14 protein-coding genes are annotated in these 17,971 nt (G+C 66.0%); 9 read left to right on the forward strand and 5 right to left on the reverse strand.

Translation table 11 applies throughout. The features are described 5' to 3' along the window. The first annotated feature begins 109 nt into the window (after positions 1–109). From IEQ11_RS01140 to IEQ11_RS01160, 5 genes are all read left to right on the forward strand, one after another. The gene (locus IEQ11_RS01140) at positions 110–3,307 is read left to right on the forward strand and encodes an efflux RND transporter permease subunit (RefSeq protein ID WP_191823138.1); all 3,198 of its coding nucleotides are present in this window, start codon (positions 110–112) and stop codon (positions 3,305–3,307) included. A gap of 921 nt (positions 3,308–4,228) precedes the next feature. After that, entirely contained in the window at positions 4,229–4,717 is a 489-nt protein-coding gene (locus IEQ11_RS01145) for a hypothetical protein (RefSeq protein ID WP_191823139.1), read from the forward strand. Between the two features lie 147 nt (positions 4,718–4,864). Beyond that, a complete protein-coding gene (locus IEQ11_RS01150) occupies positions 4,865–6,508 on the forward strand; it encodes a multicopper oxidase family protein (RefSeq protein ID WP_191823140.1) in 1,644 nt (547 codons plus the stop codon). A gap of 47 nt (positions 6,509–6,555) precedes the next feature. Further along, the gene (locus IEQ11_RS01155) at positions 6,556–7,332 is read left to right on the forward strand and encodes an FKBP-type peptidyl-prolyl cis-trans isomerase (RefSeq protein WP_191823141.1); all 777 of its coding nucleotides are present in this window, start codon (positions 6,556–6,558) and stop codon (positions 7,330–7,332) included. 445 nt (positions 7,333–7,777) lie between these two features. Continuing rightward, positions 7,778–9,529, forward strand: a complete 1,752-nt coding sequence (locus IEQ11_RS01160) for a DNRLRE domain-containing protein (RefSeq protein WP_191823142.1) — start codon at positions 7,778–7,780, stop codon at positions 9,527–9,529. Here IEQ11_RS01160 and IEQ11_RS01165 read toward each other — a convergent pair. Both IEQ11_RS01165 and IEQ11_RS01170 read right to left on the reverse strand, forming a co-directional pair. Then, positions 9,513–9,815, reverse strand: a complete 303-nt coding sequence (locus tag IEQ11_RS01165; RefSeq protein WP_191823143.1) for a hypothetical protein — start codon at positions 9,813–9,815, stop codon at positions 9,513–9,515. The genes IEQ11_RS01160 and IEQ11_RS01165 overlap by 17 nt on opposite strands. 14 nt (positions 9,816–9,829) lie before the next feature. Further along, positions 9,830–10,285: a hypothetical protein gene (locus IEQ11_RS01170; RefSeq protein WP_148650138.1), complete on the reverse strand. Its 456-nt coding sequence runs from the start codon at positions 10,283–10,285 to the stop codon at positions 9,830–9,832. A gap of 364 nt (positions 10,286–10,649) precedes the next feature. Between IEQ11_RS01170 and IEQ11_RS01175 the strand changes: the two genes are divergently transcribed. Then, positions 10,650–11,462, forward strand: a complete 813-nt coding sequence (locus IEQ11_RS01175) for an ankyrin repeat domain-containing protein (protein ID WP_191823144.1) — start codon at positions 10,650–10,652, stop codon at positions 11,460–11,462. A gap of 271 nt (positions 11,463–11,733) precedes the next feature. After that, on the forward strand, positions 11,734–12,714 hold the full coding sequence (locus IEQ11_RS01180; RefSeq protein WP_096411699.1) for a TerC family protein: 981 nt from the start codon (positions 11,734–11,736) through the stop codon (positions 12,712–12,714). Between the two features lie 111 nt (positions 12,715–12,825). Here IEQ11_RS01180 and IEQ11_RS01185 read toward each other — a convergent pair whose 3' ends face one another. Then, positions 12,826–13,065 (reverse strand): hypothetical protein, encoded by a 240-nt coding sequence (locus IEQ11_RS01185; protein ID WP_191823145.1) that lies wholly within the window; start codon positions 13,063–13,065, stop codon positions 12,826–12,828. Positions 13,066–13,171: 106 nt separating this feature from the next. On the opposite strand from IEQ11_RS01185, the gene IEQ11_RS01190 reads away from it, so the two are divergent. Beyond that, a complete protein-coding gene (locus IEQ11_RS01190; protein ID WP_191823146.1) occupies positions 13,172–13,825 on the forward strand; it encodes a DNA alkylation repair protein in 654 nt (217 codons plus the stop codon). Between the two features lie 119 nt (positions 13,826–13,944). On the opposite strand, the gene IEQ11_RS01195 is transcribed toward IEQ11_RS01190, so the two are convergent. Continuing rightward, entirely contained in the window at positions 13,945–15,807 is a 1,863-nt protein-coding gene (locus IEQ11_RS01195) for a hypothetical protein (protein WP_191823147.1), read from the reverse strand. Between the two features lie 412 nt (positions 15,808–16,219). On the opposite strand from IEQ11_RS01195, the gene IEQ11_RS01200 reads away from it, so the two are divergent. After that, a complete protein-coding gene (locus IEQ11_RS01200) occupies positions 16,220–16,822 on the forward strand; it encodes an NAD(P)H-dependent oxidoreductase (RefSeq protein ID WP_191823148.1) in 603 nt (200 codons plus the stop codon). A gap of 123 nt (positions 16,823–16,945) precedes the next feature. Here the strand turns inward: IEQ11_RS01200 and IEQ11_RS01205 are convergent, their stop codons facing one another. Further along, the gene (locus tag IEQ11_RS01205; RefSeq protein WP_191823171.1) at positions 16,946–17,971 is read right to left on the reverse strand and encodes an isoaspartyl peptidase/L-asparaginase family protein; all 1,026 of its coding nucleotides are present in this window, start codon (positions 17,969–17,971) and stop codon (positions 16,946–16,948) included.

The following is a 17,971-nucleotide window of genomic DNA, read 5'->3' on the forward strand; positions in this document are numbered from 1 at the left end:
GCAAGACCGCGGCGAATCCCGCCGCGAATTCGGTCTCATCCTTCAAACGGCCGACGCCGATGCGTCGGCCGCGACCCCTTGTGGCCGCGCGTCGCGGCAGGACACCGTCATGGACTTCTCGCGTTTCTTCATCGACCGGCCGATCTTCGCCGCGGTGCTGTCGATCCTGATCTTCGCCGCCGGCCTGATCGCGTTGCCGCTGTTGCCGGTCAGCGAATACCCCGAGGTGGTGCCGCCGACCGTGGTGGTGCGCGCGGTCTATCCCGGCGCCAATCCCAAGATGATCGCGCAGACCGTGGCCACGCCGCTGGAGGAGGCGATCAACGGCGTGCAGGACATGATGTACATGAAGTCGGTGGCCGGCACCGACGGCGTGCTGGTCACCACGGTGACTTTCAAACCCGGCACCGATCCCGATCAGGCCCAGGTGCAGGTGCAGAACCGGGTCAGCCAGGCGCATGCGCGCCTGCCCGAGGACGTGCGCCGGCAAGGCGTGACCACGCAGAAGCAATCGCCGACGCTGACCATGCTGGTGCATCTGGTATCGCCCGACGGTCGGTACGATTCGCTGTACCTGCGCAATTACGCGACCTTGAAACTCAAGGACGAACTCGCGCGCCTGCCCGGCGTGGGCCAGACCCAGATGTTCGGCAGCGGCGACTACGCGATGCGGATCTGGCTCGATCCGGGCCGCATCGCCGCGCGCGGCCTCACGGCCGGCGACGTGGTGCGCGCGATCCGCGAACAGAACGTGCAGGTCTCGGCCGGCCAGCTCGGCGCCGAACCGATGCCCGGCGGCAGCGATTTCCTGGTGCCGATCAACAGCCAGGGCCGCTTGAACAGCGTGGCCGAATTCGCCCAGATCGTGCTCAAGCGCGGCGACGATGGCACGATCGTGCGCCTGTCGGATGTGGCGCGGATCGAGCTCGACGCGGCTGACTACACCTTGCGCGCGCAGCTCGACAACGTCGACGCGGTGGCGATCGGCATCTTCGAATCGCCCGGCGCCAATTCGATCGCGCTGTCGGACGCGGTGCGCGAACGCATGGACGAATTGTCGCGAAAATTTCCGCCCGGGCTGGAGTACCGAATCGTCTACGACCCGACCGTGTTCGTGCGCGATTCGATCAAGGCGGTGGTGACCACGCTGGCCGAAGCGGTGCTGCTGGTGGTGTTGGTGGTGATCGTGTTCCTGCAGACCTGGCGCGCATCGATCATCCCGCTGCAGGCGGTGCCGGTGTCGGTGGTCGGCACCTTCGCGGCCTTGTACGTGTTCGGATTCTCGATCAACACCTTGAGCCTGTTCGGTCTGGTGCTGGCGATCGGCATCGTGGTCGACGACGCGATCGTGGTGGTGGAAAACGTCGAGCGCAACATCGAAGGCGGGCTGACTCCGCTGGAAGCAGCGCATCAGGCGATGCGCGAAGTGTCCGGGCCGATCATCGCCATCGCCCTGGTGCTGTGCGCGGTGTTCGTGCCGATGGCGTTCCTGTCGGGGGTGACCGGTCAGTTCTACAAGCAGTTCGCGGTGACCATCGCGATCTCCACGGTGATCTCGGCGATCAATTCATTGACGCTGTCGCCGGCACTCGCGGCCTTGTTGCTCAAACCGCACGGCGCGCCGAAGGATGCCGCGACGCGGCTCATCGATCGCTTGCTGGGCTGGCTGTTCCGGCCGTTCAATCGCTTCTTCGGTTCGAGTTCGCAGCGCTACCACGGCGCGATCGGCCGCCTGCTCGGCCGGCGCGGCGCGGTGCTCGCGATGTACGTGGTGTTGCTCGCGCTGAGCGGGCTGATGTTCAAGGCGGTGCCGGGCGGGTTCATCCCGACCCAGGACAAGCTGTACCTGATCGGCGGCGTGCAATTGCCCGCCGGCGCGTCGCTGTCGCGCACCGATGCCTTGACCCGCAAGATGAGCGCGATCGCGATGCAGACCGACGGCGTGGCCGCATCGGAAGGTTATCCCGGCCTGAACCCGCTGCAATTCACCAACACGCCGAACAGCGGGACACTGTTCTTCGAACTCGAACCGTTCGACCGGCGCGGGCGCAGCGCGCAGGCGATCAACGCCGAACTCAACGAGAAATTCGCGAGTCTGCAGGAAGGCGTGGCGTTCTCGTTCATGCCGCCGCCGATCCTCGGCCTGGGCACCGGCTCGGGCTATGCGCTGTACATCCAGGACCGCGACGGCCAGGGCTACGGCGCCTTGCAGAACGCGCTCAACGATTTCACCGGCGCGATCGCGGGCACGCCGGGACTGGGCGTGCCGATCAGCACCTATCAGGCCAACGTGCCGCAACTCGATGCGCAGGTCGACCGGCTCAAGGCCAAGGCGCAAAGCGTACCGCTGAGCGAGCTGTTCGATACCTTGCAGACCTATCTGGGCTCGGCCTACGTCAACGACTTCAATCAGTTCGGCCGCACCTACCAGGTGATCGCCCAGGCCGACGGCGCGCATCGCGACAGCGTCGAGGACATCGCCAACCTGCGCGTGCGCAACGATCGCGGGCAGATGGTGCCGCTGGGTTCGATGGTCACCCTCGCTCACAGCTATGGCCCGGACCCGGTGATCCGCTACAACGGTTATCCCGCCGCGGACCTGATCGGCGAGGCCGATCCGCGCGTGCTGTCGTCGAGTCAGGCGATGCAGTCGCTGCGCGACATCGCCCGGAAGACGCTGCCCAACGGCATGCGGATCGAATGGACCGATCTGAGTTATCAGCAGGCGACCCAGGGCTCGTCGGCGCTGATCGTGTTTCCGCTGGCGGTGCTGCTGGCGTTTCTGGTGCTCGCGGCCTTGTACGAAAGCTGGACCTTGCCGCTGGCGGTGATCCTGATCGTGCCGATGACCTTGCTGTCGGCCTTGGCCGGCGTGTGGCTCAGCGGAGGCGACAACAACGTATTCGTGCAGGTCGGTCTGGTGGTGCTGATGGGGTTGGCGTGCAAGAACGCGATCCTGATCGTCGAGTTCGCGCGCGAACTGGAGTGGCAGGGGCGCGGCATCGTCGAGGCCGCGCTGGAGGCCTGCCGCCTGCGTTTGCGCCCGATCGTGATGACCTCGATCGCGTTCATCGCCGGCACCGTGCCGTTGCTGATCGGCCAGGGCGCGGGTAGCGAAGTGCGCGCGGCGACCGGCGTGACGGTGTTCGCGGGGATGCTCGGGGTGACCTTATTCGGTTTGTTTCTGACGCCGGTGTTTTATGTGGCGTTGCGGATGTGGGTGGCGCGCAGGGGCGGGGTGATGGTGGGCGCTGGTGCGTCGTCGTCCATAGTCGAAGAGGCGGCTGGTTCTGCGACTCCTCATTGAAGCAATCGGTGGATGACCATCCCACTGAAGCAATTGGTGGGTGACTGTCTCCACGGAAGTGGCCAGCGCGTCAATCGTCGCCCACTTTGTAAAAGGGGGCGTGCGCCCGACGTCGGTACGAAGCTGGATCGAAACACCAGCGCGGGGGATTCGCTTTTCCTCTGGGTGCATGCGATCGGGCAAACGCTAAGCAAAAGCAAAAGCGAATCCCCCTGGCCCCCCTTTTCCAAAGGGGGGACCCCTTCGACAGGGATCGATCCCTTGTTGAAGTTTCGGCAGCTGATGATCCCCGCGGAAGCGATCGTTAGAGGACCATCCCCACGAAGCGACCATCGCGTCAACCGTCGCCCACTTTGCAAAAGGGGGCGAGCGCCCGACGTCGGTACGAAGCCGAATCGAAACGCCAGCGCGGGGGATTCGCTTTTCGACTGGGTGCATGCGATCGGGCAAAAGCTAAGCAAAAGCAAAAGCAAAAGCAAAAGCGAATCCCCCCTGGCCCCCCTTTTCCAAAGGGGGGAACCCCTTCGACAGGGATTGATCCCTTGTTGAAGCTTCGGCAGCTGATGATCCCCGCGGAAGCGATCGATAGAGGACCATCCCCACGAAGCGACCATCGTCAACCATCGCCCACTTTGTAAAAGGGGGCGAGCGCCCAACGTCGGTACGAAGCCGAATCGAAGCGCCAGCGCGGGGGATTCGCTTTTCGCTTGGGTGCAAGCGATCGAGCCGAAACTAAGCAAAAGCAAATCCGCTTCCCCCCTTTTCGAAAGGAGGAAAACCTTAATCAGGACTGCGACTCGCAACCCCTTTCCCCGCCGGAACAACCGTCCCGGCAGCACCCCAAGCGCCTCGCAACCTCCCCGCCAGCGTGTAAAGTGGCCCGGCCGGGGGGCCGACTGAATCGACGTCGAGGGGAGTTTCGTGGAGCAAGCAATCCGACTGGCCGGCTTCTTCGCCGCGCATGGGGTCTGGTGCGTCGCCGACGGCGAGGCGCTGATTCCGCTGTACGCGTACGAGGACGCGCAGGGCGCGCGCAAGATGATCCGCTACGACGCCGACTCGCTCGAAGACGGTGTGGCCCTGGCGCGCGCGAGCCTGGCCCAGAACGACGAGGAGGCCGCGCAGGCGGTGGTCGTCCACGACGGCTATGTCAGCCTGGAGTCGGGACGCACCGACGCCTTGATCGTGATCGCGCGCGATCACGCCGCCGATCTGACCCTGACCATGGCCATCCCTTACCGCAACGCCGCCCATCCACAGGGCTTCGCGGTGCATCGGCCGAAGTTCCTCGACTGGCGCGGCGCGAGCGAACCCGATTACGCGCTGCTCGGCGAACAGTTCTTCGCCGGGGTCGAGATGCACGAACTCGGCGACCGGATCTGGCAGGCCAAGCTCGACGATTCGATCTGAGCGCCACGATCGGCGGCCCCAGGATTGACCCGCGTCACAGAAGCATCGCCTGCCGGCAGCATCTGCAATAACCGACGTGGATGATGGCGGGTCGCTCACGACCCATCGCCAGAGCCGTCGCACCATGCAGCCGGGGACCGCGCACCGATGACCGATCCGCAACGCCGCCGTTTTCTGCTCGGCCTAGCCGTGGGCGGCGCCGCCACCGTGGCCGGGCCGATCGCGATGTGGCGCTGGACCGGCGGGCACGGCCACCGCATGGGCTCGGCGCCCGCGCCGGACCTGCAATTGCTCGCGCCCGAAGCGCGCTTCGTGCAGCCGCTGCGCCTGCCGAGCGCGGAAGGATTGCTGGCCGAGATCGAACTCAAGCAGCCGCTGCAATTGATCGCGCAGGCCACGACGCAGGCGCTGTTTCCCGGCGCGCCGACGCAACTGTGGGCCTACGCCACCCAAGCCAACGCGCGCGCGGTGATCAACCCGCTGCTGCGCGCGCGCCGCGGCGACACCATCGAGGTCGGCCTCGACAACCGTCTCGCCGAAGCCACCACGATCCATTGGCACGGCCTGTCGATCGACGAAGCCAACGACGGCAGCGGCCTGCATCCGGTCGAAGCGGGCACGCAGCGGCGCTATCGCCTGCGCATCGACAACCGCGCCGGCCTGTACTGGTATCACGCCCATCCGCACGGCCGCACCGGCGTGCAGCTGCAGCGCGGGCTGGCCGGTCTGCTGTTGATCGAGGACGCCGAGGAACTCGCGCTGCGCCAGCGCCTGGGCATGCGCTGGGGCGAACGCGACCTGCCGTTGATGATCGCCGACAAACAGGTCGGCGCCGACAACGCGATCGTCTACAAGGACGGCGCCGACGACTGGATCGGCAACCGCGTGCTGGTCAACTGGACGCCCGAGCCGTACCTCGAAGTGATCCCGGCGTGGTATCGCTTCCGCCTGGCCAACGTCGCCAACGCGCGCATGCTGCGCGCAGCCTTCATGCAGGGCGAACGCGCGCTGACGATGCAGTTGATCGGTACCGACGGCGGCCTGCTCGAACGCGCCTGGCCGGTCGACGACGTGTTCCTCGCGCCGGCCCAGCGCATCGACGTGCTGGTCGATTTCAGCGCGCTCAAGCCCGGCGAGCGGGTGATGCTGCGCAGCCTGGACTTTGTTGCGATGGAGAACGAGGACGAATCGGGCGCGTTCCTGCCCGATCCGATGGCCGATCATCCCGGCGCGGCCGCGATGGGCGAGCCGCTGGATCTGATGGAGGTGCGGGTGATCGAGTGCGCGACCGATCAGCGCCCGCCCGCGCACCTGCCCGACCTGAGCGCGATCTCCAGCATCGGCCCGCTGCCCGACACCACCGACTGGCCGGTGCGCGCGCTGCGCCTGCGCATGGACGAAGAAGGCCGCTGGTTCATCAACGACTGGAATTTCCACCTCAGCGGCCACGAGCCCGCGTTCTCGATCCGGCGCGGCAGCCGCGAGGTCTGGGAAATCCGCAACAGCATGACCAGCATGCCGCACCCGATCCATCTGCACGGGTTCCAGTTCCGGATCCTGTCGCGCGCGATCAGCCCACCGGACATCCGCGGCCGTCAGGTCGCGGCCGGCGGCCTGAACCCACAGGACCTGGGCTGGAGCGACACCGTCGTGGTCTGGCCCGGCGAAGTCGTGCGCCTGGCCATCGATTTCGCCCAAGCTTTCAGCGGCACCCAGCGCTACATGCTTCATTGCCACAACCTCGAACACGAGGACATGGGCATGATGCTGACGTTCGCGGTGACCGACTGATCCGTATCGACCGACTCAAGCCACCATCGCCCCACGGAGCCGCCTGCATGCGCCGTTCGACCGTTTCCCGCCTCTGTTTTCTCAGCGCCGCGCTTGCCGTCGCCGCCGCATGTACGCCTGCGTCCAAAGACGCGTCGAAACCAGGGGCGACGGACGCACCCGCGCCGCTCACCGCGGCCCAGGTCGACAGCGACAAGGCCAAGGTCAGTTACATCGTCGGCCGCGATTTCGCCCGCAGCATCGAACCGGTGCGCGGCGAACTCGATACCGAGGTGGTGCTGCGCGCGATCCGCGACGCCCAGGCCGGCCGGCCCTCGCTGTTCGACGAAGCGCAGAGCAAGCGCATCCGCGAAGGGTTCAGCGAACACCTGCGCAGCAAGCACGACGCCGACATCAAGGCGCTGGCGGCGCGCAATCTGCAAACCGGCGAGGAATTTCTAAAGCGCAATGCGCAAGCGCAGGGCGTGACCACCACCGCGTCGGGGCTGCAATACCAGGTGATGCGCGCGGGCAAGGGCGCGCATCCGAAAGCCAGCGACACGGTGCGGGTGAATTACCTCGGCCGCCTGCTCGACGGCAGCAAGTTCGAAAGCACCTACGACACCGATCACCCGGCCGAATTCGTGCTCGCCCAGGTGATGCCGGGCTGGACCGAGGGCGTGCAGCTGATGACGCCGGGCAGCCAGTACCGGTTCTGGATTCCGGCCAAGTTGGCTTATGGCGAACGCGGCATGGCCGGGCAGATCGAACCCAACTCGGTGCTGGTGTTCGAGATCGAATTGCTGGAGATCGCGGGCGAGGGTGCGCCGACGCACGACGAATGAGTGGGCGTGGGCGGGTTGAAACGAATCGCCGGTTGAAACGAAGGCGTCGGGGCAGCTCGCTTTCGCCGCGCTGATGGGGGTGAAGAGCGTCGGACCGAGCCGCCGCCCGCGACCTGCGCTCATCGATGCATTGGTGATGACATCGATAACCCGACACAGCGGAAATGCAGCTGAAACCAAGCCGCGAACGCACAGAAACGATCCAGCCAATGCACGCGGTTCCGGTGACCGAGCGCTTCAGCCGCTAGCCGCCTGGTCCAGATCGCCGCGCCAACACCCAACCGCTCGTCGTCCAGGCGTCGGACTTGTGACCGAGACCTCAGCCAGGCCCGCAACGGGCGCGAAGTCCGTCGCAATCATGTAGCAGTTTTCCGGCCAAACTCCGCAGCCATCGCGGCTCGTATCGTCGCGTCCACCCGCCACTCCCCGTCTTCGGAGACAGCCAGTGAATTCCAAGCTCGCCCACGGCGCCCTCGCCACCGTGCTCATCGGCGCCGCGTTCGCGCCCGCGCAGGCCGCCCAGCGCACGCTGCAACTGTCCGAGGACAACACCCTCAGCAAGCCGATCAGCGCCAGCGCATCGACCCTGCGCGGCACGCCGCTGGCCAGGGCGGCCTTGTCGCAGGCGGTGTCCAACCGCGTCTGCGAAAGCGGCGCCAAGTGGCTGCGGGTGGGCTTCAAGCAACTCAAGCTGTCGGGCTACGACTCGCTGGTGCTCAGCAGCAGCGGCGGCGACCGCCTGGTGCTGGAGGGCAAGCAGTGGAACGACCGCAGCTTCACCACCCGCGCGCTGCGCGGCGAATGCGTCGACATCCAGCCTTACTTCAGCCAGCCCGACAGCGGCTTCCAGCTCGACCGCTACGAATACAGCGCGGTGCCGCTGGAACTGGCCAGCGTGGTCGTGGCCGGCGCCGGCGACATCTGCGACACCAGCGGCAACGCCTGCCAAGGCACCTCCGACCTGATCGTGTCGATCAACCCGACCGCGGTGTTCACCGCCGGCGACAACGCCTACAGCAGCGGCACGCTGACCGAATACAACAACCGCTACGCGCCGACCTGGGGCCGCTTCAAGGCGCTGACCAGCCCGTCGCCGGGCAACCACGACTACAACACCACCGGCGCCAGCGGTTACTTCGATTACTTCAACGGCGTGGGCAACCAGACCGGCCAGGCCGGCGATCGCAGCAAGGGCTATTACAGCTGGGACGTGGGCGACTGGCATTTCGTCGCGCTCAACACCATGTCCGGCGGCACCGTCGCGACCGCGCAGATCGACTGGCTCAAGAGCGACCTGGCCGCGACCACCAAGCCGTGCATCGCCGCGTACTTCCATCATCCGCTGGTCAGCCGCGGCAATTACAGCGGCTACAGCCAGGTCAAGCCGATCTGGGACGCGCTGTATGCGGTCAAGGCCGATCTGGTTCTGGTCGGGCACGATCACAACTACCAGCGCTACGGCAAGATGAACCCCAATCAGGCCGCCGCCAGCGACGGCATCCGCCAGATCCTGGTCGGCACCGGCGGGCGCGCGTTCTACGGCATCAGCGGCAGCCACGCCTTGCTCGAGGCGAGCAACGCCAGCACCTACGGCGTGCTCAAGCTGACCTTGACCGCGACCGGCTACACCGGCGACTTCGTGCCGCGCGCCGGCAGCAGCTACACCGATCATTTCACCGGCACCTGCAACGACGCCGGCACCCCGCCCGCGCAGTCGCTCACCCTCAACGCGACCCGCGACGTCACGGTCAAATCCGGCGGCACCCGGGTCAACACCACGGTGTTGTACGCCGACGGCAGCGACGGCGGCCAGGTGTTGCGCGGCCTGATGGGCTGGGACGTGTCGAGCGCGAACGGTCTGAACCTGACCGGCGCGCAGGTGAAGCTGCAGGTCAGCGACAGGTCCGCCGGCGTCTACGATCTGTATCAGGTCGCCAGCGCCTGGAGCGAAAGCAATGCGACCTATGCCGGCGCGACGCTCGGCAGCAAGCTCGGTTCGGTGACGCCGAACGCGACCGGCGCGCAGTACATCACCCTCAACGCGACCGGCCTGCAACTGGTCAAGAACTGGGCGAACGGCAGCGTGGCCAACAACGGCGTGATCCTGGTGCCGGCCTCGGGCGTCACCGACGGCGTCGACTGGTCTTCGCGCGAAGGCGCGAATGCGCCGCAGCTGGTGCTCAGCTATACGCCTTGAACAACCGCCGGCTTTGATAGCGCCGGCGCAGCCTTAGGGCCGCCGGCTTGGCGAGGTATCCATCCAGACCGGACGCGCGATCGCGCGTCCGGTATTCGGCGCCGTCAGCCGCCGCCACTGGAACCTCGCACCTCCGCGACACCTCCGGGGATGAGACGCGGCGCGAACGCGCGAGGTTCCAGTGGCGGCGACTGACGATCGCGCGCGGCGAGCGCGCATCGGCCGCGACGAATATTGCGATGCCGCCGGCCGTGCGGTCGGCCTGTTGTAAGTCGGCCTGTTGCAATCAGCCCGCTGTAATCAGCTGTTCACCTGCAACGCAGGCCGCGCATTCGCGCCCACGCCGATCATCAACTTGACCGATTCCTTGATCCGCTCGGCGCCGCCCAACTTGACCGCGGCGATCAGGCGTTCGCCGATCGTGCGGCTTTCGTCGGCGGTGCTCGCATGCGCGCCGAGAATCGCCAGACCTTTCTCGGTCAGCCGATAACGTAGCGCCAGATGCACGAACGGCACGCCGTTCAAGGACTCTTTCACGCAGGCGGTGCTGCGCAGATAGCCCTCGTCCATCAACCATTCGAAAGTCGCGCCGCAGGCGAGCACCGCCGCGGCCATCGCTTCGCGATTGCCGGGGTCCACGCCGGGCATATGCCGCGCGGATTCTTCGGCGTTGAAGCGGGCTACGACGGGATGCTGTTCGAGCGCGGCCGCACAGATGCGTGCGGTGGCTATGCTGAAAACTTCAATGTTTTTCATTAATGACGCCCCCTGACGTCCTTGCTATTTACGAGGGGCATACGTAAAAACGGTGTGATGAAAAATGTTGTAAGAAATTGAAAAGTAAAGGGTATTTATTGATTATCGTCTCGTTGAATATGTGATGCGCGCATGGAGAACCATGACAAACTGACCCGGCGCGGCAGTTGCGGTCGGTGCGCGGCAAGCGGGCGGGAAAATCTCGATCAGGTAGATGAACGACGCGTGGGCCGGATGTGGCTCCAAATCGTTCGATTTCGATGGGAGCCAATTGCTGGCTGAGCCGATCGCGCGCCGCTTCAACTCGATGCGCATCGCGCGCCGCCGTACCCGCAAGCCATCCAACCATCGACAAGGACGCGACATGAGCACCGACAAAATCTTCGACGCCGCGCGCGAAGGCGACATCGAAACCACCCGCGCCTGCCTCGACGCCGGCGCCGATCCGGCCGCGCTCAACGCGTACGGTTTCACCGCATTGCAAACCGCGGCGATGGGGTCGAACACGACGCCGGTCGAGCGCAACCTCGCGGTGCTGCGCGTACTGCTCGACGCCGGCAGCCCGCTGGAATACGCGGGCAAGGACGGACGCACCGCGCTGTACCTCGCCGCCGAGTTCGCGCCTACGACCGATGCGGTGCAGTTGCTGATCGATGCCGGCGCCAAGGCCGATATCAGCGATGGCCACGGCAACCACATCCTGGTCAACGCGATGACGGACGAAGTGATCGAACTGCTGTCGCGCGTAACCGGCAAGCCGATCCCCGAACCGCCGCCGCCGGAACCCGAACCGGTCAAGATGACGCCGGCGCAATGGCGCGCGGCGAAGCTGCGGATCGATGCGGTGTTCGCCACCCTCGGTCAGGCCGGCGTGGTCGCGCTGCACGACGCCGGCTACACCCAGGCGGACGGATTTTCCGACGCCAGCGAGGCCTTCCTCGACGGCGGCGGCGAGGCCGCCGGCCTGCACGGCGTGTGCTTCTACACGCGCCAGGACCTGAACGCCGCCAAGCGCAGCAGCCGGCTCTCGCTGGGCTTCTGGGGCGCGCCGGAAGGCGCCGACGCCGACATGCTGCGGGTCGGCGGGCTCATCGTCGCAGCCTTTCGCGACGCGGATTTCGAGGTGCGATGGAACCAGACGGCATCGCTGCGGCCGGAACTCGACCTGCGCACCTGAGCGCGATCCGACGCGCCGGTGAAGCCTGCAGCTGAACCGCAATTCATGTGCCCGCGTGTTATCTTGCGCGCAGAAGGGGAGTAGCTCCCGACTGCCGCATCGTCATTACGGGTCCACAACCCCGGTGCGCAGGCATCCATCACCGACCCGCGTCGGCCGGATGCGAGCAAGACCTTCGCCGACAGCGGCGAAGGCACGTCTTCCAGATCTCAACGGACGACGCTTCGTGCCCTGCGGCTACGAAGCGCCTTTAATCATCCGGGAGAGTCATATGGAAACCATCGGTAGTCCGATGCTGTGGGGCGCGTTCGCCGCCTTCGTCGTCGTCGCGCTGCTCGTCGATCTGGTGCTGATGCGCCACGGCGGGCCGCACAAGGTCACCTTCAAGGAAGCCGCGTGGTGGAGCGTGGGCTGGATCGCGCTCGCGCTGCTGTTCAACGCCGGCCTGTGGTGGTGGCTGCGCGAGCAATCGGGCGCCGACATCGGCAACCGCATCGGCCTGGAATTCCTGACCGGTTACCTCGTCGAGAAATCGCTCGCGGTCGACAACATCTTCGTGTTCCTGATGCTGTTCTCGTACTTCGCCGTGCCCGAGGAACAGCGCCAGCGCGTGCTGGTGATCGGCGTGCTCGGCGCGATCGTGCTGCGCGCGATCCTGATCTTCGCCGGCGCCTTGCTGCTGGCCAAGTTCCACTGGATCTTGTACGTGTTTGGCGCGTTCCTGATCTTCACCGGCATCAAGATGCTGATGGCCGCGGGCAAATCGCCGGATCTGGACAGCAACCCGGTGCTCAAGTGGATGCGCGGGCATCTGCGCCTGACCGACGACTACCACGACAGCAAGCTGTCGATCCTGCGCGACGGCAAGCGCTGGTACACGCCGCTGTTCGCGGTGATCGTGCTGATCGGCGTGACCGACGTGATCTTCGCGGTCGACTCGATCCCGGCGATCTTCGCCATCACCGAAGACCCGTTCATCGTGTTGACCTCGAACGTGTTCGCGGTGCTCGGCCTGCGCGCGATGTTCTTCCTGCTGCAGGGCATGGCCGACCGCTTCCACCTGCTGCCGTACGGCCTGGCGCTGGTGCTGGTGTTCATCGGCGGCAAGATGCTGTTGATCGATGTGTACAAGATCCCGGTGCTGATCTCGCTGATCGGCGTCGCCGCGATCATCGGCGGCTCGGTGGTGTTGAGCCTGATGCGTCCGGCCGCGGCCAAGCCCGGCGAGGGGCAGGGCTCCAGCGCGGTCTGACCGCGCGGCGACGACGCCACCGGGCCGAATCGCGATCGGGGTACATGGCGTGGCGCGGCATCGATGGTTACATTGATGCCGCGCTGTCGCTTTCCGCCCTTATCGCCGGTGTCAGGACATGGCCAGAACCGCTAGTTCGAAAGCGACCGCTCCGGCGGCGAAGACGCCGTCCGCGACCCGGCGAACGGCCGTGAAGAAAGCGGCGGTCACGAAGGTTGCGGCGAAGAAAGCGGCGGCGAAGAAAGTCGTCGCGAAGAAAGCCGCGCCGACCAGGACCGCGCCGGGCAAGGCCGCGTCGAAGAAAGTCACCGCGGGAAAATTCGCAGCGACGAAGAAGCCGGCCACGGTCAAGACAAAACCCAAGGCTTCGGCAACCCGAGGCACGGCCCAAAGCGCCGCGCCCGCGCCCGCGCGTGCCCTGGCGACCCGCCTCGACGACGCCCTGCATCAACTGCGAATGTCGTCGAGCCAGGCCTATCGCGACGGCCTGGCGCGTTACGCGATTCCCAGCGAGCGCGCCTTCGGCGTACCGATGGGTTCGATCCAGGCGCTGGCCAAGCGCCTGGGCCGCGATCACGAGCTCGCGGCCGCGCTGTGGGGCAGCGCCTGGTACGAAGCGCGCCTGCTGGCGTCGTACGTCGACGACCCGGCCTGGGTCACGCCCGCGCAGATGGACCGCTGGGCGCGCGACTTCGACAACTGGGCGGTCTGCGACACGATCTGCTTCGCCCTGTTCGACCGCAGCCCGCACGCGTGGCGCAAGATCGAGCAATGGGCGCCGCGCCGCGACGAATACGTCAGGCGCGCCGCGTTCGCGCTGCTCGCCAGCAAGACCGTCCACGACAAGCAGGCCGACGACGGCTTGTTCCTGCACGGCCTGGAACTGATCCAGACCCATGCCGACGACGAACGCAACTTCGTCAAGAAAGCCGCCAACTGGGCGCTGCGGTCGATCGGCAAGCGCAATGCCGTGCTGCATGCCGCCGCGCACGAAACCGCGACGCGGCTGGCCGCGCGCAAGGACTCCGCGCCGCGCTGGATCGGCAAGGATGCGCTGCGCGAACTCAACAGCGCCTCGGTAATGGAACGGTTGGCGAAACGGGCGCGTTGATCGATGCGCAAGCGATGCGAAAATCGCTAAAAAAAGCCGCACGCCCCGGCGTGCGGCCATGCAGGTCGGGATCGAAGTCGTCGCGTTATCCGATTTCGCTTTAGACCGAGCGTTGGAGTTTACCAGACGTAGCCGAACTGGGCCTGCGGCGTGTACTGCAGCTCGTACTGCGCCGCCCAGCCTTCCCCGAGTTGCGTCGTCGACAGGTGGACCTGACGGATCGGGTGATAGAACAGATACAGCGGACGCATGCCCTGAACCGCGTTGGTTTCGATATAGCCTAGCAAGCCCTCCTGGTTCTGGCCGTTGCAGTCGGCGGCGGTCCACAGGAAGTGATCGGCCCGTCCGATCACCACGCAGCGGTACAGTGGCACGGCGCCCACCGATGCGGCGCTTTTGATCCGAAAGCGGGTGGCCTCGCCTTCCAATACATAACCGGTGCCGTCGTACTCATGCGGATCGGTGCTGTAGGCGCGGTCGTTGCCCAGGGCCCAGCGGTACACCTGTTTGGTCGCCAGTGTCGAGACGGTGCCGTTGCCGACTTGATATTGACCGGACTTCGCCAGCAGCACCGAGGGATCGGTACTGCCGCTGCGGACCGCGTGGACATAGAGCGGTATCGCGCTCGCCGCCGAAACCGCCGACGCCGGCAAGGTTGCCTGGAAGCGATGCGCCGTGCCCGTCATCGTTCCGCAGACCTGGTTTTCGCTGGAAAGATTCGGCAGATTCGCCGTCACGGTCGTCAGCAGGGTTCCGCCGCGCTCGTAAGACTGACCGCCGAATAGCGCGACGGTGACCGGCGTGTTCCAGGCGCGCGCGCAGGCCCAGCCATCGACGATCCACTCGGTCCCCTGCTGGCGGATGTCGTCGACATAGCCCATCAGTGGATAGGTCTGGCGCGCGACGAGCTTGAGATTCCTGACGCTCAAGCCCAGATGCGCATACGTGTCCGAACCGGTCGGAACATAGGCTTCGGGATTGAACACCAGGGTCGAAACGTAATAGTCCTCGGGGCGATAGGACAGCAGCGGCTTGTTGTTGGCGTGCAGGAACTCGTTGGACTTCTTGAGCACTTCGCGAAAGCCCGCGGCGTTCATGGTCAGCTTGTACGGGTAGTAGTCCGGCGAAGCGCTATGACGCATCGCGGTCGTGGTCTGATCGGACAGATTCAGGGTGGGGACGTGACCCAGCGGCAGGTTGACGATAAGGCAGCCCGAATCGGGATCGCTCATGACGTTGAATTCGGCTTGGTCGATCCGCGGGTCGAAGGCGGCGGCGCCGAGGCAGATGGTGCGCTGATGGCCGCTGGTGGCCTCGTTGATAAGCAGATAGCCCAGGACGTTGAGCTGCCCTTTGTTCACCGTGTCGCGGTCGGCGGTCTTCACCTTGAGATCGAACGACAGCTCGATTTCATCCTGGTAGGAATGGCGAAACGGGTAATGCCATTGGCTGAAGTCGTACTGCAGGACCGAGGTGGCCTTGCAAAATTCGTTGTGGATCGGGAAATCCGGCGAATGGATGTTGATGCCGATTTCGCCGCCCTTGACCTGGAAGCCGGTGGACCCCGGCCAGGACGCGTCGGTGGCGGCTTGGTGCGACGCGTAAGGCGCACCGACTTGCAGGCCGGTCCATGGCGCGAAGTGAGTCGCCGACGACGCGGCATACAGACGCACGGCTTCGTCGTCGGCCCACAGCACCATGTTCATTTGGTCCTGAGGGATCGAAGCCACTTTTCGGCCGCCGGCCATTTCGTAGTACGACAACTGCCCGCGCACCGAAGGGCCGTTGCAGGGGCCGGTCTTGTCGTGCGTGCCGATGTACAGGTTCGAATTGACCGAACTCAGGACGGGTTGCTCGATCAGGCTGGTTTCCCGGTAGGACAGGCTGCCTCCGACCAATCCATCGCAATAGGCGCTGGAACAGTAGCTCAGGGCGGCGCAGCCGGTGAGCGCGAGAATGGCGTAGTGACTTGTGCGGATCATGGGATTTCCTTATCGCATTGAGATCGACGACGGCGAGGGCCGTATTGTCCCATGGTGCCGCCATGCGGTCCGTGCCGCTGCGACGCGTTCAACGGTCATGCGTGTTGAGTCGCGACGGATTTAATGGCGAAAGAGTGCCAACTGCAATCGCTGGAGTTAGGTGCAAGACACGTCGCTCGTGCTCCTCGCCCGACGGTATGCAGCCCGCCGCCTTAATCCTGCGGTCATGCCAGGCGATTTCGCCATACGGACCTGTCGTGATCGCGGTTGATGACGATAGTCATGAGGAGACGATCCGCGGGTCGGCTAGGATGCTGCTGGACTGTCAGCATATTGCGGCGGACCGGCGAGGCTCGGCGGCCTGCTATCGCCGCCGTTGCGTTCACCGGCTTTATCTCGGAATCGTATCTGCATGCTCGCATCCCTCATCGTCGCCAACCCAAGCCCCACCAGCCTGAGCCATGCGATGGCGCAGGCGGCGCGGGAGGTGCTGAGCGAGCATGGCTATCGAATCGCCTTCCACGACCTGTACGCCGAGCAGTTCAATCCGGTGCAACCCACCGGCGAAAGCGGCAATGTCGGTTCGAGCGATCCGCTGGTCGAACGGCATTGCCAGGAGCTTGCGCGCGCCGATCTGATCGCGATCTTTCATCCGAACTGGTGGGGCCAGCCGCCGGCGATGCTCAAGGGCTGGATCGATCGGGTGTTCCGCCTGGATACGGCGTATGCGTATCCGCCCGGCGTGTCCTACGAGGGCGTCCCGGTGGGCTTGCTGAAGGCACGCCATGCGCTGGTGTTCAATACCTCCAACACGCCGGCCGATCGCGAGATGGCAGCTTTCGGCGATCCGCTCGAAGCGATCTGGGCGCGCTGCGTGTTCGGCCTGTGCGGCGTGGACAGCGTGATCCGGCGCATGTACGGCCCGGTGTCGGGCAGCGACGCCGCGCAGCGCGCGCAATGGCTGGACGAGGTCGGGTCGCTGGTTGCCGCCGCGGCGCGTCGTGAGGTGGCGTAACGGCAAGCCGCACTGATCACTGGCGATCGCACGGGCGCGATGCACGGCGTGGTTTCTATCTGCTGCAACGCTGCATCAATGCGGCGTCGCGCGCCGCATCTGCACCAACCTCGTGGCGATGGCTCAGCCGTCGGCTTTGGGATCGCCCGGCTCCGCCAGCACATCGTCCTTGAACAAGGCCACATGCGGCTTGCCGTCCGCGCCGATCCAGCCGCGGTACATGCCCTCGGTATTGAACGGCAGGGCGAACCGGCCGTCGGCGCCGAGCACGATCGCGCCGCCGTCGCCGCCGGCTTTCGGGATGTCGCGGTTGATCACGCCTTCGCCGGCTTCGCGCGGGCTCTGGCCGGCGTACTGCATGCGCGCGCAGATCTCGTGCGCGGCGACCGCGCGGATGTAGAACTCGCCCCAGCCGGTGCCCGACACCGCGCAACGCGCGTTGGCGTAGGTGCCGGCGCCGATGATCGGCGCGTCGCCGACGCGGCCGTAACGCTTGTTGGTCATGCCGCCGGTCGAGGTGCCCGCGGCGAGGTGGCCCTGCGCGTCGAGCGCGACCGCGCCGACGGTGCCGAAGTGCTTGGCGGTTTCCAGGTTGGCGTGGGCCTGGCCGGCGGCTTCTTCCTTGAGCGCCTGCTGCAATTGCTGCCAGCGCTTTTCGGTGCGGAAATACGACGGATCGACCAGGGTCACGTCGTTGTCCTTGGCGAAGGCTTCCGCGCCGTCGCCGACCATCATCACGTGCTTGGATTTTTCCATCACCGCGCGCGCGAGCAGGATCGGGTTCTTGACCCGGTGCACGCCCGCGACCGAACCGGCGCGCAGGCCGGCGCCGTCCATCACCGCCGCGTCGAGTTCGTTTTTGCCGTCGTGGGTGAACACCGCGCCGCGGCCGGCGTTGAACATCGGTGCGTCCTCGAGCACGGTGATCGCGGCGGTGACCGCGTCGATCGCCGGTTTGCCCGCGGCCAGTTGCCGGTGCCCGGCGCGCAGCGCCTGTTCGAGCGCGGCGCGCGCATCGCGTTCGTCCTGCGCGCTCATGCCGGCGCGGACCACGCCGGCGCCGCCGTGGATCACCAGCACCGGTTGCGTCGCCGGCGCGGTGGCCGCGGTGGCGGGTTCGGCGGCCTGGGCGACGGCGGCCGAGGCCAT

The organism is Lysobacter capsici, from assembly GCF_014779555.2.
Lineage (GTDB): Bacteria > Pseudomonadota > Gammaproteobacteria > Xanthomonadales > Xanthomonadaceae > Lysobacter > Lysobacter capsici.

Excerpts from the sequence above, each read along its gene's own strand:
- IEQ11_RS01180 (WP_096411699.1), top strand. The coding sequence starts at position 11,734 with ATGGAAACCATCGGTAGTCCGATGCTGTGGGGCGCGTTCGCCGCCTTC.
- IEQ11_RS01205 (WP_191823171.1), bottom strand. The coding sequence starts at position 17,971 with ATGGCCTCGGCCGCCGTCGCCCAGGCCGCCGAACCCGCCACCGCGGCC.
- IEQ11_RS01150 (WP_191823140.1), top strand. The coding sequence starts at position 4,865 with ATGACCGATCCGCAACGCCGCCGTTTTCTGCTCGGCCTAGCCGTGGGC.
- IEQ11_RS01200 (WP_191823148.1), top strand. The coding sequence starts at position 16,220 with ATGCTCGCATCCCTCATCGTCGCCAACCCAAGCCCCACCAGCCTGAGC.
- IEQ11_RS01195 (WP_191823147.1), bottom strand. The coding sequence starts at position 15,807 with ATGATCCGCACAAGTCACTACGCCATTCTCGCGCTCACCGGCTGCGCC.
- IEQ11_RS01190 (WP_191823146.1), top strand. The coding sequence starts at position 13,172 with ATGTCGTCGAGCCAGGCCTATCGCGACGGCCTGGCGCGTTACGCGATT.
- IEQ11_RS01140 (WP_191823138.1), top strand. The coding sequence starts at position 110 with ATGGACTTCTCGCGTTTCTTCATCGACCGGCCGATCTTCGCCGCGGTG.
- IEQ11_RS01175 (WP_191823144.1), top strand. The coding sequence starts at position 10,650 with ATGAGCACCGACAAAATCTTCGACGCCGCGCGCGAAGGCGACATCGAA.
- IEQ11_RS01155 (WP_191823141.1), top strand. The coding sequence starts at position 6,556 with ATGCGCCGTTCGACCGTTTCCCGCCTCTGTTTTCTCAGCGCCGCGCTT.
- IEQ11_RS01170 (WP_148650138.1), bottom strand. The coding sequence starts at position 10,285 with ATGAAAAACATTGAAGTTTTCAGCATAGCCACCGCACGCATCTGTGCG.